This window comes from Caballeronia sp. KNU42, assembly GCF_053760385.1.
The window spans coordinates 926311-940532 of record NZ_CM132388.1 but is presented as its reverse complement, the minus strand read 5'-3'; the positions used below and the strand labels follow the sequence as shown (position 1 = coordinate 940532).

Annotated in this window: 14 protein-coding genes; 11 read left to right on the top strand and 3 right to left on the bottom strand. The window is 58.0% G+C overall.

The window, feature by feature from the left end; genetic code table 11:
• Nucleotides 1-149 precede the first annotated feature (149 nt).
• The gene (locus tag ACSOSP_RS04180) at nucleotides 150-1061 is read right to left on the bottom strand and encodes a hypothetical protein (protein WP_455309713.1); all 912 of its coding nucleotides are present in this window, start codon (nucleotides 1059-1061) and stop codon (nucleotides 150-152) included.
• Nucleotides 1062-1910: 849 nt separating this feature from the next.
• On the opposite strand from ACSOSP_RS04180, the gene ACSOSP_RS04175 reads away from it, so the two are divergent.
• Complete coding sequence (locus tag ACSOSP_RS04175) at nucleotides 1911-2936, top strand: alpha/beta hydrolase family protein (RefSeq protein WP_455309712.1); 1026 nt, start codon at nucleotides 1911-1913, stop codon at nucleotides 2934-2936.
• Nucleotides 2937-3263: 327 nt separating this feature from the next.
• Here ACSOSP_RS04175 and ACSOSP_RS04170 read toward each other — a convergent pair whose 3' ends face one another.
• Nucleotides 3264-3692 (bottom strand): thiol-disulfide oxidoreductase DCC family protein, encoded by a 429-nt coding sequence (locus tag ACSOSP_RS04170; protein WP_455309711.1) that lies wholly within the window; start codon nucleotides 3690-3692, stop codon nucleotides 3264-3266.
• Between the two features lie 118 nt (nucleotides 3693-3810).
• Between ACSOSP_RS04170 and ACSOSP_RS04165 the strand changes: the two genes are divergently transcribed.
• The 9 genes from ACSOSP_RS04165 to ACSOSP_RS04125 all read left to right on the top strand — a co-directional run bounded on the left by ACSOSP_RS04165 (nucleotide 3811) and on the right by ACSOSP_RS04125 (nucleotide 11669).
• Nucleotides 3811-4344, top strand: a complete 534-nt coding sequence (locus ACSOSP_RS04165; RefSeq protein WP_455309710.1) for a GbsR/MarR family transcriptional regulator — start codon at nucleotides 3811-3813, stop codon at nucleotides 4342-4344.
• Between the two features lie 89 nt (nucleotides 4345-4433).
• Entirely contained in the window at nucleotides 4434-4796 is a 363-nt protein-coding gene (locus ACSOSP_RS04160; protein WP_455309709.1) for a hypothetical protein, read from the top strand.
• Between the two features lie 8 nt (nucleotides 4797-4804).
• Complete coding sequence (locus ACSOSP_RS04155) at nucleotides 4805-6055, top strand: SDR family oxidoreductase (RefSeq protein ID WP_455309708.1); 1251 nt, start codon at nucleotides 4805-4807, stop codon at nucleotides 6053-6055.
• The gene (locus ACSOSP_RS04150) at nucleotides 6052-6522 is read left to right on the top strand and encodes a DUF2269 family protein (RefSeq protein WP_455309707.1); all 471 of its coding nucleotides are present in this window, start codon (nucleotides 6052-6054) and stop codon (nucleotides 6520-6522) included. The genes ACSOSP_RS04155 and ACSOSP_RS04150 overlap by 4 nt, the downstream gene beginning before the upstream one ends.
• 581 nt (nucleotides 6523-7103) lie before the next feature.
• Nucleotides 7104-7919 (top strand): hypothetical protein, encoded by an 816-nt coding sequence (locus ACSOSP_RS04145; RefSeq protein WP_455309706.1) that lies wholly within the window; start codon nucleotides 7104-7106, stop codon nucleotides 7917-7919.
• The gene (locus ACSOSP_RS04140) at nucleotides 7919-9169 is read left to right on the top strand and encodes an AAA family ATPase (protein ID WP_455309705.1); all 1251 of its coding nucleotides are present in this window, start codon (nucleotides 7919-7921) and stop codon (nucleotides 9167-9169) included. The genes ACSOSP_RS04145 and ACSOSP_RS04140 overlap by 1 nt, the downstream gene beginning before the upstream one ends.
• 59 nt (nucleotides 9170-9228) lie before the next feature.
• Nucleotides 9229-10248, top strand: a complete 1020-nt coding sequence (locus ACSOSP_RS04135; protein WP_455309704.1) for a hypothetical protein — start codon at nucleotides 9229-9231, stop codon at nucleotides 10246-10248.
• A gap of 388 nt (nucleotides 10249-10636) precedes the next feature.
• Nucleotides 10637-10888 carry a hypothetical protein gene (locus tag ACSOSP_RS04130; RefSeq protein WP_455309703.1) on the top strand — a complete coding sequence of 84 codons (252 nt, stop codon included), beginning with the start codon at nucleotides 10637-10639 and terminating at the stop codon, nucleotides 10886-10888.
• A gap of 226 nt (nucleotides 10889-11114) precedes the next feature.
• The gene (locus ACSOSP_RS04125; RefSeq protein WP_455309702.1) at nucleotides 11115-11669 is read left to right on the top strand and encodes a GNAT family N-acetyltransferase; all 555 of its coding nucleotides are present in this window, start codon (nucleotides 11115-11117) and stop codon (nucleotides 11667-11669) included.
• A 160-nt stretch (nucleotides 11670-11829) separates the two neighbouring features.
• On the opposite strand, the gene ACSOSP_RS04120 is transcribed toward ACSOSP_RS04125, so the two are convergent.
• A complete protein-coding gene (locus ACSOSP_RS04120) occupies nucleotides 11830-12612 on the bottom strand; it encodes an IclR family transcriptional regulator (RefSeq protein ID WP_455309701.1) in 783 nt (260 codons plus the stop codon).
• A 237-nt stretch (nucleotides 12613-12849) separates the two neighbouring features.
• Here ACSOSP_RS04120 and ACSOSP_RS04115 point away from each other — a divergent pair, with 237 nt between their 5' ends.
• Nucleotides 12850-14217, top strand: coding sequence for an MFS transporter (locus ACSOSP_RS04115; RefSeq protein ID WP_455309700.1), 1368 nt, complete (start codon nucleotides 12850-12852; stop codon nucleotides 14215-14217).
• Nucleotides 14218-14222 lie beyond the last annotated feature (5 nt).

Below are 14222 nucleotides of genomic sequence, written 5' to 3'. Positions count from 1 at the left end.
CATACGGTGTCGGTTCTGCATGCCGGGCAGCAAGTGGGGGCCAGCAACCGCACCGTACACGTCACGTCAGGGCGAAAAGCGCTGCGAGACCACGCGCTATGCTGGTCCCGCAGTTCCAACAGTTTTTGTGGACCACTAGAGATCGGCAGTCATCTTCCTCGCGTCCAAAGGATAGCGTGCGTCGAGGAGTTACCCGCTATTGCACCGCGCTCGTTGATCCCGACAGCTTCGCTGAAGTTGTCCCCGGGAAGCGTACCAAGGTCGGTCATCGCCCCGTGTTCAAACAGAAACGCATGCGGGGAGTACGGGCTGGTTCCTGCATCCGACTCGCCGACCACCTGGCCGCGATTGTTGATGCCAAAAGCGTTACTGTAGTTGCGACCGGGGAGTGTGCCCAGGTCAGTCATCACGCCGTTTTCAAACAGAAAGGCATGCACGTACCCGCCTGCGGTAGACGACACGCCGACTATCTGGCCGCGATCGTTGATCGCCTGAGCATGGCTAAGGCCGCCATCGGAAAGCGTGCCCAGGTCGGTCATCACCCCGTGTTCGAACAGAAAGGCGTGCTCGTTGCCGCGTGCGGTGGTCGAGGAACCGACCACCTGGGCGCGATTGTTGATCGCGACAGCTGTGCTGAAGCCGCCACCGGGGAGCATGCCCAGGTCGGTCACCACGCCGTTTTCAAACAGGGTAGCGTGCGTGTCCCCGCTCGCGGTGATCGAGTAGCCGACCACCTGGTCGCGCTCGTTGATCCCGAGAGCATTGCTGTAGTTGCCGCCGGGAAGCGCGCCGAGATCCTTGATGACGAGACTTTGGCCTGCGGCAGGCTGGAATGCGGCGGCCGCGAGCAGGGTGAAAGCAATCAGGGCGCGGGGGACATAGCGCACACTGCTAATCCCCTTTCCCGGGATATACGCTGGATCGCGATCGGCCACCTGGCCGTAAGCGCGCCGAATGCTTTTTAACAAAGACGCAGCCAATGCGAAGGAGGCAATCCACACGGTCCTACCTGCGACCTTGGGCAAGCAACGGCGAGAAGCCAAGAGTGGGCGTGCAATCATGTTGACGGCTCCAGTTAGCTGAAAGAGTATTAGGTGTCGGTGAAGCGGAGAGGCAGCAAGCGTTTGTTTGGATCCAAGTGCGTTCTGCGGATTTACAGCACCATTTCGGAGTCCATGAGAATCGAGGACAAGGAGCCTTGTGGCATGCATTGCTGGATGACCAGGCAAAGCGATTTCAACCATCCTGGAGAATGGCCTATTGCCGTCGCAACCAAAGCGGGCTCTCACAAGCAAAGAGACCGGGAACTCACCACCGAACAGTCACGGGAATATGCTTCAACATCAACATGGACGTTGGAACGACTTCGATTTATATGCGCCACAACGGGGTACACCTTGCGTCTCGATCCAGGAGGAGATCGATAGAAAGTTGAGTTTTCTGCAAATAATAAAATCCGGTATATATGCTTTTTGCATCTGCATAGCGATAAATTGCGCTGGCTTGTATCAGAAAGCGCATGTGCTTAGTTCGGATTGCTGATCGGTACTACTCGGGCATTGGAACTGATCCACCAGGGATCATCGTGGTCAATGGCGAGCTCGACCACTATCCGCCTCCCGTGTCGGAAATTAGCAAATGTCTAGAGATAGAAGTTATTGAGCAGTCTAGTCTATGGAGTGCGTTTTTCAACTTATTAAATAGTGAGGCAGATCAATGACAATGCAAAATTGCGATGGCTTAGCTTTGCTCGATAGTAAGTCAAACGATAGCTCGGGTTTGAACGCTCGACCCACTGGACTTAGCCGCCAATCGACATCGTTGGCGGGATCGATGACAATGTTTGCCTGAATCGACAATCCAGCGCGTACGTTACTCTCGAGATCGCAGAGGTCCGATTGGAATTGGTGATGCGCAAGCCGCCATTCGCTCCCACGCCGCGACAACAAAAATCACGACGCAAGGTCAATCAAAAATCACGCATGAAACTGCTCACTTGCCGAAATCAGATTCTCGTCCGCCTGATCAAATTAATGATCTCGGGCGCATTGATCGCTTCTGTCGCAAGCCTCGCACGGGCTGCCGACGAGTCCGAACCTATCGCAACTGACCTGCACGAGACAGTCGTCAAAGTGCCCATGACCGAGCACGGATTCTTTGGTGATCACGAACGTGACCTAGTCGCGACCACCTATATGCCTGACGGCCCCGGGCCGTTTCCGTTGATTGTTTTGAGTCACGGTAGTCCGGCCGATCCTCGAGACCGACCGAAGGTCGGCCGCTATCGCGAGGTGCCGCAGATCCGGACATTTGTTCAACTCGGCTTCGCAGTCATCGTGCCGATCCGCCGGGGCTATGGAGCAACGGGCGGCACTGACGAGGAGGACGCCGGCTCTTGTCAGCATCCTGATTACACAGCCGCAGGCAAGGAGGCGGCGCTGGATGTGCTCGCAGCCGTCGCGTACGCGCAGACATTGCCGCAGGTGGATCGGGACCACATTGTTTTGGTAGGGCAATCAGCAGGCGGATTCGCGTCTCTGGCAGCAGCAAGCTATGCACCGAAGGGCGTAGTCGCGGTCATTAACTTTTCGGGCGGTCGCGGTGGGAACCCGTCGAAACATCCGGGCATGCCGTGTGACGCGCAGCAGATGGCGAACACGATCGGGCAATTCGCGTCGACAACACGAGTTCCAGTCCTGTGGCACTACGTTCAAAACGATATGTTCTTTGCGCCCGAAGTCGTAGCGACCTGGTTCGCGGCGTTTCAGGCGGCGGGCGGTCAAGGACAATTGATCGTCGAACCGCCCTTTGGAAGGAACGGTCATGGCATGTTCGCCGTCAGCGATTCAATTCCTATCTGGTTGCCACACTTCGAGCAATTCCTTGCTCCGCTGGTGCCGATGAAACAGGTGCGCCCGCCTGGAAATGATTCGTGAGCTGAAAGCGTACGAGGCGGGTGCCGGGGTGAGCGTTCCGGTTGCTTAAGCGATAGTGGAGCAGGGAGCGGATGTACCTTGTGAAGGCGTCTTCTGTTTCCCTCTACGTGCCCTGGCGCCGTGCGACCAACTCCACCGCGTAGCGCCGATAGATCCAACCCGAACCGGCCCCGGAGACGATCAACACCGGAACCAGGATGATAACCAGCGCTAGCTCCATCACGGGGTCGTGGCGACTATCGTTGATTGCAAATGCGATTAATCCGGCGACCCCTTCGATCAGGATCGCACATGCTCGCCGAGCGCGATCACCGACCAAAGACCTATTTATTTCCAGAATGGATTTCGATCCACAGAACACGTCCCGCTACTGCATGTCACGACAGGTTTGAGTCCGAGCATCGATGAGATTCGTTGGCGATTATCGGCGAACTTCCGGTAGAGCACCCGAAACACCGGCCGCAACATTCGCACGCGCAACGGCGCAACCATCCAGCCTCGGTCTACCAGTGAATATGCCGCGATCATGCTGTCGATTCCAACCAGACATTCGCCCGAGGAGGTCCAGCCATGCAGTTCCCGGTTGAGGGCTGCCAGGTCCTTGCCGAGCGGCGCGGGATCGAAACCCTCTTCTGCGATATCGATAAACTTCAGTTTGCCCAGCCGGTCCCAGCTTTCCAGGCGCCGCATTTCGGCCGCGCAGAAGTAGCAGGCGCCATCGAAGTACAGCGTCAGCGATTCGGTCATCGTGATCATTCTCTGCACCTTTTCTGTCAGTAATTTCTGTCTATACAGAAATATACTCGTCAGGAAGACGCGGTCAAGCTGAATTTCTCTCTTGACAGAAATAACGGAAATAACTAGAGTCCGATTCATGAAACTCACACCGATAGCCGAACGATTCATTCTTCATTGGGGCGAAATGGGTTCCCGATGGGGCGTCAACCGCACAGTTGCCCAGATTCATGCACTGTTGTATCTGCTCGGCCGGCCGGTGGCAGCCGATGAAATCGCGGACACGCTTGGCGTCGCGCGATCCAATGTCAGCAACAGTCTGAAGGAGTTGCAATCGTGGCGGCTTGCACGCGTCGTTCACGTGATGGGGGACCGGCGCGACCATTTCGAAACATCGACGGACATATGGGAGCTGTTCAAGCTGATCGTCGAAGGCCGGCGTCAACGCGAGATCGACCCGACGCTCACCATGCTGCGGGATAGCCTCATGAGCCCGGAAATCGCCAACGAGAGCAACGAAACCACCGACCGAATTCGCGACACGCTGCGATTTCTCGAAACGCTCACGACCTGGTCCGATGAGATGTTGCGGATGAAACCCGAAACGCTGATGAAGACGCTCGGACTAGGCGCCAGAATCAGCCGAACCGTAAGAGGCAAGAAGGGAACCTGAGCGGAAAGCAAGGGCGCGGACGAGATGTCCGCTTTTTTGGGGTCTGTTGTTTCTGTTGATACAGAAACAACAGTAATTGAGAGAATAAAATGAACCTGATCCTATTGTCGATTTTTCAGTTTGTGAGCCCGGTTGTGATTGGCGTGATGGTCATGGTGTATCTGCGAAGCGTGATACAGCGCTTGCTGGTGGACCTGTGTGGAACCGTCGATCGCGCGGACTTCTGGGTGCGCGTCACCAGCGTCCTGATGGCCACCGCTCCGCTCGCGCTGGTCCTGCTGGCGGCGCAGAGCCCGCTGCGATGCACGCCCGGCGATACCGCCTGCGCACTGAATGTCCTGCGCCAGACGATCATTTTTTCGCTGGTCGGCATTCTCATCTCGGTCGGCATCGTGGCGCGCGTGGTCGGACGCTACGTTGCGCGCGAGCCGCATATTCCCGTCATCCAGTGAGCACGCGAATGAACATCCTGGTCTGCGGGGCGAATGGTTTTGTAGGTCGTGCGCTGTGCACGCGGCTTGAACGCGAGGGTCATCGCGTATTGAGAGGCGTGCGGCATGCCGCGGCGAATGAGATCCGTATCGACTATGCGAGCGACCTGCGCGCCGAGCAGTGGCTCGCGCGGTTGCATGGAGTTGACGCGGTCATCAATGCGGTCGGCATTCTCATAGAGCGAGGCAGTCAGACATTCGATGCGGTTCATCGGGACGCACCCATCGCTCTGTTCGAGGCGTGCCGTTTATCGGGTGTCACGCGCGTCGTGCAGATCTCTGCGCTGGGTAGCGAAGACGGCGACACCGCCTATTTTCGGAGCAAGCGGGAAGCCGATATATTTCTGATGAGTTTGCCGATCGGCTTCGATGTCGTGCGGCCGGCGCTCGTGTATGGCGCGTCCGGCACATCTGCGCGGTTGTTCCGGACGCTCGCGAGTTTGCCTGTGCACGTGCTGCCCGGCGATGGACAGCAGGAGTTTCGTCCCGTTCATATCAATGATCTGACCGAGGTCGTCGCGCGTTTGCTCAGGCAACCATCGAGCGATCGGCGATGCATCGATGTCGTGGGCGCAACACAGGTCGACTATCGCGACATGCTCGCGACGTATCGCGGGGCCATGAAGCTTGCGCCCGCGATGAGCATCAAGATCCCTGTGCCGCTTGTCCGCGCGGCCGCAGCCATGGGCAGTTGCTTGCCCGGCTCGATGCTCACGCGCGACACATGGGCCATGCTCAATCGTGGAAACATCGAGTCGGACGTGGCAGTCGCGTCGTTGCTCGAGCGGCCACCGTTGGGCATCGGCGAGTTTATCGGAGCGGACGCGACAGCGCTGCGGCACGAAGCGCTTGCGTCGTGGCGGCCCGCAATTTTCCGGGGCGCGCTGTCCATTGTGTGGATCTGGACGGCCTTGGTCAGCGCTTTGATCTATCCGAAAGAGGCCAGCCTGGCGCTTCTCGATCATGTCCACCTGCATGGCCTGCTCGCCATCGTTGTGCTGTATCTGGCGTCGGCGCTCGATCTTGGCATGGGCGTCGCCACGCTCGTCTGGCCGAGCCGCCGGCTTTGGGCGATGCAGGCGCTCATCGTCACCTCGTACACGATTATCGTCGCTGCGACTTCGCCTGCCACGCTGCTGGATCCGCTCGGCCCGATCCTGAAGAATCTCCCCATCGTCGCGCTCCTGATCTCGCTTCATGGCGAGGAGCTGCAATCATGAATATCTATCTTGCGGTCAAGGCGTTGCACGTGATCTCATCAGTGCTCCTGGTTGGCACGGGATTCGGTTCGGCTTTCTACATGTACTTCGCCAACCGGACGCAGTCGATCCCGGTGATATCGACCGTCACGCGGCTCGTCGTTCGCGCCGACTGGTGGTTCACGACGCCGGCGGCGGTGTTTCAGCCAGTCTCGGGCGTATGGCTCGCGCATATGGCAGGCTGGCCGTGGCGCACCCCGTGGCTGGCGGGGGCGCTCTCGCTCTACGTGCTCGCCGGGGCGTGCTGGCTGCCAGTGGTGTGGCTGCAACTACGACTGGCCAAGATGGCGGAGAGGGCGTTTCGCGACGGCTCAAGCAGCTTGCCGCAGCAATACTGGCAGTATGCCAAGCTTTGGGAATGGCTCGGATACCCGGCGTTTATCGCCATGGTCGCGGTTTATTTTCTTATGGTGCTCAAGCCGGCATGACACGTGATCTCTACCGGGATTGTTCCGAGCGGTCGTAGCGAGCGCTACACACGCGTCGAGGTGTTGATGATCACGGGCCGATCACTCGACGCAAGGTGGATTTGGATTGGATGCGGACGTGGCGTTGGTTGGCCCCGGTATGACCTCAGGATCGCTGCACTCCATTCGCCCCTTGCGACCCGATTCCCTCTCCTCCGTTGTCTCCCCCTTGATGCAGCCGGCCAATAAGGCAACCGTAAGCAGACCGACAACTGCTCCAGCTAACATTGCGTTCCCCGCATTTTCGAAGATTGCCAGCAATCTTATCTTTGCTGTTTTGTGTTCCGTTCGCGCATCACGTGGCGTTCGACACGGCCCATTAAACCTTTGACAATTGCCTGGCCTTGACCAAGCGGCGGCTAACCGCATTGCCTTCGGTTCGTGACCGCGATAGGTCGTCGTTACAGAAAAACATCGCGCCGGAAAGTTCGTTGAAGCTTCCGGCAGTTGTACAACGGTGCCGCAATTTTCTGATACGCAGTGCAAGGAGCTACCTTTTTTATGAGGTTGTACGATATGCTGCGATCGCTTAGCTAAATTGGATGCTTGGGAAACCCATAAGCTGCATCAGAAAACTTAACGAACAAAAACTACGAATGGTTTCTCCTGAACCCTATTCTCAACTTGCGCCTCAGACCCAGAAACCTTACAAACTGAGGGTGACTCTTTTAAAAGCGGCTGTCCTTTCTATATTGGTGGTTGGTTTGATCGCGGGCGGAATGTACTTTACTTCGAGTACAACCCTGCTGGCGCAATCCCATGCAGATAATGTTAGTGATGCCGAGCAGCTCGCCCGGATCAAAGCTTTCGATTCGCTTAAGGACTTTCCCGTTGCCATCGTTTCTCCGGCCGATATCTCAGCGGCGGTAGAGAGCATGCATCTGGCGCCGCCCGCAAGAGATGCGTTGCTGATCAGACTCGGTGCTCATTCAGCGCCAAGCGTGCCCATTGCGTCCTCCCCGGGTTCGTCGGCCAAACCCGCATTGCAGGTCAGGGATGCAGCGCCGGATGCGCAGGCAGAGTCGTCTCCAGCGCCTCAGACTTCACCGGCGTACGCAAGTGCCGGAAGCAAAGCCACAACAATTCGCCTCGCCTGGATTACGCTCTGGGATTCGGATGTCGAAGATGGCGATGCGGTCCGAATCGATAGCGAAGGGTATTCGAGGACCGTCGTGCTGGCGAACCGCGGCGTAACGTTTGCGATTCCAGTCCCCTCGAGCGGCAAGATCAGCCTGACAGGTATCCGCGATGGCGACGGCGGGGGTATTACGGTTGGCGTTGCATCAGGTCCGACCAAGGCCATTCTTCCCATCATGAGCGTCGGACAGGTGCTGAACTTGAACCTCAAGGTAAATTGATGCGCTGGCTGAATTCAATGGCAACGCGGCTGGCGCCGATTGCTTTCCTGGTGTTGGCGCTGATCGCGGCGATGCAGTTTTGGTTGCAGCATCATCCTGATAGCAGCCAGTTCGGCCCCATGGTGGGTCGCTGTACTGACTTTTTACATGTTCACGGATGGAGCGTTCTAAGCATTGCCGGTGTCTTCTGGCTGCTCACGTTCGCGGGACTCTTCCATGAAAAACAGCGGAATGAAAGCCGCGATATTACCAAGCGAGGCTGGCTGATGGATGCACTTGACAGACTTACGAATCGATCCGTGCTTGAGTCGAAACTGGCACAAGAACCCGAGCCTAGAATCATAGATGCCGAGAAGCTGGCGAATGCCCTCAAGAGCAAAGTCATAGGCCAGGATACAGTGTGCGATGACATCGCGGCGCAGATACGGCGGCGGCTTGCGCTAAAGCAGCGCGGCAAGCCGGTGGGCGTATTCATCCTGGCAGGCCCCCCTGGAACCGGGAAGACCTACCTTGCCAAATGCCTCGCGGCTGAACTGCAACGCACGCTGCTTCATTTTGACATGACCCAGTTCTCAAGCGGCGCCCACGCGGCCACTCAGTTGTTTGGAACGTCTAAAGGGTACGTCGGTTCGAACAGCTACGGCAAGCTGACCGCCGCGCTGCGCGACACTCCCGATGCGGTGGTCCTGCTGGATGAAATCGAAAAGGCACACCCGGAAATTCACAAGAATTTCCTCACGGCGTGGAATGATGGATTTGTCACCGAGGCATCCGACGGCAAGCAAATCTCGACGACCGGGGCAATTTTTATCCTTACCACCAATGCCGCGACTGATGCGCTTCAGTCGCTCAGCGCGACCTATGCCAACGAAGCTGACGAACTGCGCCGCGCTTCGACCAACGCGCTACGTGAAGAAGGATTTGCCCCTGAAGTCCTGAATCGTATCGACCGGATATTTGTGTTCCGTGCGCTTTCAGGACTCGACATTGCCCGGGTTACTGCGCTTGAAATCGAGGCGATGATCAAGAGCTACGGACTCGACGTGACTGCGGGCGGGATCGACCCGGACATTCTCGTCGACATGATGCGCCGCCAGCAGAAGCTTGGCACTGGCGCATCCTCACGAGACCTGGTGCGCGCTGTTGAAGAGTCGCTTGCCGATACCTTGATCGACGCGAAGCAGCACGGTCACTCAAAGGTAGCGCTAGTCTCCGTTGACGGCTGTGTCGTTGCGAAGCCTGAATTATGACGTCGGCGGAATCTGCTCGTACAAGGGGCGCGTTCAGTTCCTTGTGGATGCGAGCCCCATTGTGGCGCGCATGCCTGGTCATGGCTTTTTTGTCTACGACGGTCGCTTTGCTATACCCGCCGACGATGCGAAAAGCACAGCTGCCTGCGCTGCCTGTCTCCGAGCAGGTGGCATATCAACTGCCTCCCGAAGCGGTCGCGCCGCAATCCGTAGTCGCTCAGCCCACGGTCGCTCAGCCCGCGGTGATAGCCGCTGCTTCCGCCGTTCCAAAGCAGCCCGAGAATTCGTCCGCGCGGCGAGCCCGTGTTGATGTGCCGCACCCACAAACTGCCAGCGTTGCGCCGGCAAACGCGCAGATCTCCCTGTCGGTTCCTGGCAGTCCGGCTGGCAAGGATCCTTCAGGCCTGGACACCGGGTTGACGGGCCGTACTTATAGTCGATCGATTGTGGTCGACGGCTTTGCAGTACCGCTTCCTCCGGGTCAATGGGCGATGCTCGCGAACAGCAGCGTTCGCGTGCGAAACGCATCGGGTATGTTTTATTTCCTGGGACGGATCGAGCGCAAGCGCCTTGTGGGTGGGTTGAAAGTGCTGGCGTTGAAAACACCGGACAAAGCGGGCGATGGGTTTCCTGCTATCAGGGGATGCGTCGCCGGTAATCCGGGGTTGAATTACGTTTTCGTCGAATCGATAACACCCTTTGATCACCAAGCCTGCTGGACAGTGTCCAATTATTTCACCCCGCCCTGGCAACAATGGGCCGATCGTGCTACCCGCATTGAAAGTCTCGATCGGGCAGCGGCGGGCGACATGGCCGCCAAGGGGATCACATACCCGCAAGATTTTGTCGCAATACGATTTACACGATCGGAGAAATCGGCGTATCTCGAAGCGACCTATTTGTTCGATCCTGAACTGGAAGGATTGTCATCAACGACTGCGCTGTCTTTCGGTGACTCTGACTGGCATGTCACAAACATAGATCGGTTTCCTGACAAGCTTGCTTATGTCGAGAAACTGAAGGGATGGGCGGAGATCTTCTGGTCGAAGTTCCAGCAGGCTTTTGCGGCTGGAGAATGAAGCAGTCGTACTTGCAAAATTGCTGGACATGGCGGGATGATAATCGCGGCAGCCGCATGTAGAGGCTGTTTGAGCTTCGCCGCCAGTTGGGTTCTAAGCGGTCTGTGTTAGCTGGACGGCAACGGGCGCTGCCAACATTTATAACCACGAACGTCCGTTTTGGGTGAAGCTGAAAGTCGCTATACAGGTTCGTGAGCGGGAGCCCGCCGCAAGGCGCAGGCGCTCAGATGCTGCCAGTCATCAAGGGTCCAAGTGCCGGCATGGGCGGTTTCTCCGAGTCTGCTGACCAGCGGGGAGGGCGCCGTCATACTGCATGCGAGCGGCGTTCTCAAGCTGTCCGGCCGGCTCTCCTGCGCATCAATCTCATGTGGATGGGAAAATCAAGGTGATGAAGAAGACAAGAATTTCGATCATTCTGTTCGTGCTGGCCGTGCTCAGCCCGCTGGCGCATGCGACCCTGGCTACAGGTGCCCACGAGTTCAAGAACGATGTCAAGACGGCAGGAAAAAAGACTGGGCACGCTGCGCGCGATGCCGTGCACGCTGTCGGCCACGGTACGAAGAAGGCCGGCCATGCCGTAGCCGATGCAACAAGGCACGGCTATCACGCGACGAAAAAATTCGTGACAGGGCACGGATAAGGCTCGCTTCGCGGCAACTGAGGCGGCGACTGCGGATCCATGACACGAGCAGCCTGTTGCTCGCGTCATGGATGATCGCATTCTTGGCTAAGCCGATATCGCGTGCGACAACGCGGTCGTTCTGCCGCCAATCGGTGATCTCCAGATCGTGGCTGGCGTTCCCCTGGTGGAATGTAACGATACATTGCTAACCTTCGCTCTCCCGCAACCGGTGGAGAGACTAGCGATGACAAGCATGTTCGTCCGTAGGACTGGCGAATTGGATGTGCCGGTTCTCACGCAAATCCGCAATGATGCACACGCAATGAAGGTGGCGCGCGGCGACTATGCGTGGGGCAAGGAAGGAGACGGATTTTCCGAGAGGTGGGTACGAAACAACGTCTCTGAAAAAGAAGTATATGTGGTTGAGCTGGAAGGCACTCCGGTCGCAACGTTTTCGCTCGATCTGAACGAGGACAATCACTGGGAACCTCAAGAACCGATCGCCGGTTATGTGCATGGGCTTTCTGTGCGGAAAGGCTTTAACGGACGTGGACTCGGGAGCTTCATGCTCGATTGGTGCGCTAACAAGGTGAGCGGCTTGAACCGGCGATTCGTTCGACTCGACTGCGCCGTCCACAACGCGAGGCTATGCGACTACTACGAGTCGCTTGGTTTTATCCGGGTAGGACTGTACCCGGAGCCAGAACCCGACGGCTATGTCTGGTCGCTGTACGAAAAACCGGCCAGTCGGTTTCGACCAGACGACCATGAAGATCGAAGTCACCAACGCGGGCAATGAGCTGGATGATGCTTTCGGAATTCAGCGGCGAACATGACCGCCGCTACCTCCATAAAAGGCTCGACGACAAGCACATTTAACGCGCGCCCGATCGTGGCCTTCAAGGCACGTGCAGCATCTCGACCAGTTGTCTGAAGCCCGGCTTTTCAACATCACAACACTAGCGCATCCGGCTAAATAGCGGAGATGCCAGGCTTGCAGCCGCGAGTTCGTTTGCCGCCGCCACAAGCGCAGGGCCGAGTGTGGCCATGCGCTTTTCCGTCAATCTAACGGCTGGCCCGGCAATGCTGATGACCCCTATCGCAGGGTAACCCCGTCGTTGAACCGGAGCGGCCATCGCCGTCATCCCCGGCGCGAACACTTCGTAGATCGTTGCATAGCCACGGGCGCGCGCGGCATCGACGAATTCCAGCAGCGCCTTCACGGTAGTCGGCGCGTTGGGTCCGTACTGCTTCGGCTGCCCGAAGCCCTGGCGCGTCACCAACTCCAGCGCGCGCTCATCGGTCATTGTCATCATCCAGGCGTGGCCAGTCGCACTGCAAGACAGAATGGTATCCATCCCCATGTCCGGGTCGTATCGCAAGCCCTTTAGCGCGCCCTGCGCCTTGGCAACCCACGTCAACCTGTCTCCGTCCACAATCGCGAGCCGTACCAGTTCTCCGGATGTTTCCGCCAGACGGTCGAGCAGGGTTTGCGCAATATCGATGATGCCGGAGGTCGCCAGATAACTGAGACCCAGCCCCGCGAGTTTCGTGGTCAGCACATAGTCGCCGTGCTCGCGTAACTGGCGTACATAGCCGCACTGCTTGAGATCGACCAGCAGGCGATGGCAGGCACTGCGAGGGATATCAAGTTGATCCGAGATTAACGCGAGCGGCGTTCCCTCCATTTGTGTCGCAAGAAATTCCAGCACAGCCAGTGTTCTTTCGGTCACGCCCGGCATGGAGAGTCCTTTCCGTTCGATCAAGCATCCATGATTGCACGATATGGGATGAGATTCCAGCCTGGAACACCGTCCCGGCAGCGCTGTTAATCTGCCCTGCAAGCCGTCTCGCCGCAAGCGTAATCGCGTCGCGGGAGACGCATGACAAAAGACGGACCGCACGCGGGTGGATATCCCAGGATTGGCCGCGACGCGACGCCGACACAGGTTTGCGCACGAAGACAATACGGAGACAACATGGATCAGCAATCGCACCTTCCCGCGCAGCAGGCGATGCGCACGCGCGCAGTGACCGCGGCGGCCATCGGGACCGCACTCGAATGGTTTGATTTCACGTTATACGGCGCACTGGCCGCTACCGTGCTGCCCAAGCTTTTTTTCCCGTCGATGGATTCGACTTCCGCGTTGCTGGCTTCGCTTGCCACGTTCGGTGTCGGCCTCGCGGCGAGACCGCTGGGCGCCATCATTTGCGGTTACCTTGGCGACAAGCTGGGGCGGCGTAACCTGATGCTCGGTACCGTCACCATCATGGGTGTCTGCTCGATGTTGATGGGCTTGCTGCCGACCTATGCGAGCATCGGCGTATGGGCGCCGATATTGCTGGTTATCCTTCGTATCTTGCAGGGCTTCGCGCTGGGTGGCGAATCGACGGGGGCGCAGTTGATGGCGATCGAGCACGCAAGCCCCGATCGTCGCGGCAAATACTCCGGCCTTCTCGGATTGTGTTCACCGCTCAGCCAGATCATGGCCAACGGCGTGCTGCTGGCACTTTCATCGGCGATGTCCACGCAGGCGTTCGACGCGTATGGCTGGCGCATTCCGTTCATCCTGAGCTTCATTCTCGTGATCGTCGGTATCTACATCCGGTTGCGAGTCAGTGAGACACCCGCGTTCGTCGCGCTCCGTAAAACCGAAGTGGTCCGCGTGGGCAGTCCTCTGCGCGATGCACTGCGCCTTCACTGGCGAACGGTGCTCAGATGGATGCTGTTCTTCTGCGGCCCCGCAGCGATCTTTTATCTGATTGTTGTGTTCTCCTTGAGTTATGTAACGAAGACGCTGGGCGTGCCGAAACAGACGGGCTTCCTGCTGTTGATGGGCGCGAACGTGTGCGCGATCGTCGGCGCGCTGGCGGGCGGCATGCTGAGCGACCGAATCGGCCGCAGGAAAGCGCTTGCGATCGGCTCGATCGCCACCTTGCTCATGTTGTTCGTGTACTTCCAGATTCTCGATACAAAGAGCTTCGTCCCCATGCTGGCGGCAATGGGCTTCTTTCTCGGCTTCACTCAATTCCAGAGTGGCATTCAACCCGTTGCTTTTGCCGAAGCGTTTCCGACCAATGTGCGCTACTCAGGCTCCGCGCTGGCTTACACCGGCGCCAATCTGATCGCGGGCGGTCCCATGCCTGTTCTTGCAGTCTGGCTCTTCGCCCTTTGCAATGGCTCGCCGTGGGGTGTGGTCGCGGTGTGCGTCACGTTCAACGTCATTTCCCTGGTTGCAATTCTGAGCGCGCCCGAAACGCTGGGTATCGACATGAACCGTGTCGATTCCGCCGGAGAAGTCATGGGCTCATCGGTGCACCCGTCGACGCAATCCCACTCTCACTGAATGAC

Coding starts and splice junctions, on each gene's coding strand:
- ACSOSP_RS04180 (WP_455309713.1), bottom strand. CDS start 1,061: ATGATTGCACGCCCACTCTTGGCTTCTCGCCGTTGCTTGCCCAAGGTC.
- ACSOSP_RS04175 (WP_455309712.1), top strand. CDS start 1,911: ATGCGCAAGCCGCCATTCGCTCCCACGCCGCGACAACAAAAATCACGA.
- ACSOSP_RS04170 (WP_455309711.1), bottom strand. CDS start 3,692: ATGATCACGATGACCGAATCGCTGACGCTGTACTTCGATGGCGCCTGC.
- ACSOSP_RS04165 (WP_455309710.1), top strand. CDS start 3,811: ATGAAACTCACACCGATAGCCGAACGATTCATTCTTCATTGGGGCGAA.
- ACSOSP_RS04160 (WP_455309709.1), top strand. CDS start 4,434: ATGAACCTGATCCTATTGTCGATTTTTCAGTTTGTGAGCCCGGTTGTG.
- ACSOSP_RS04155 (WP_455309708.1), top strand. CDS start 4,805: ATGAACATCCTGGTCTGCGGGGCGAATGGTTTTGTAGGTCGTGCGCTG.
- ACSOSP_RS04150 (WP_455309707.1), top strand. CDS start 6,052: ATGAATATCTATCTTGCGGTCAAGGCGTTGCACGTGATCTCATCAGTG.
- ACSOSP_RS04145 (WP_455309706.1), top strand. CDS start 7,104: ATGCTTGGGAAACCCATAAGCTGCATCAGAAAACTTAACGAACAAAAA.
- ACSOSP_RS04140 (WP_455309705.1), top strand. CDS start 7,919: ATGCGCTGGCTGAATTCAATGGCAACGCGGCTGGCGCCGATTGCTTTC.
- ACSOSP_RS04130 (WP_455309703.1), top strand. CDS start 10,637: ATGAAGAAGACAAGAATTTCGATCATTCTGTTCGTGCTGGCCGTGCTC.
- ACSOSP_RS04125 (WP_455309702.1), top strand. CDS start 11,115: ATGACAAGCATGTTCGTCCGTAGGACTGGCGAATTGGATGTGCCGGTT.
- ACSOSP_RS04120 (WP_455309701.1), bottom strand. CDS start 12,612: ATGCCGGGCGTGACCGAAAGAACACTGGCTGTGCTGGAATTTCTTGCG.
- ACSOSP_RS04115 (WP_455309700.1), top strand. CDS start 12,850: ATGGATCAGCAATCGCACCTTCCCGCGCAGCAGGCGATGCGCACGCGC.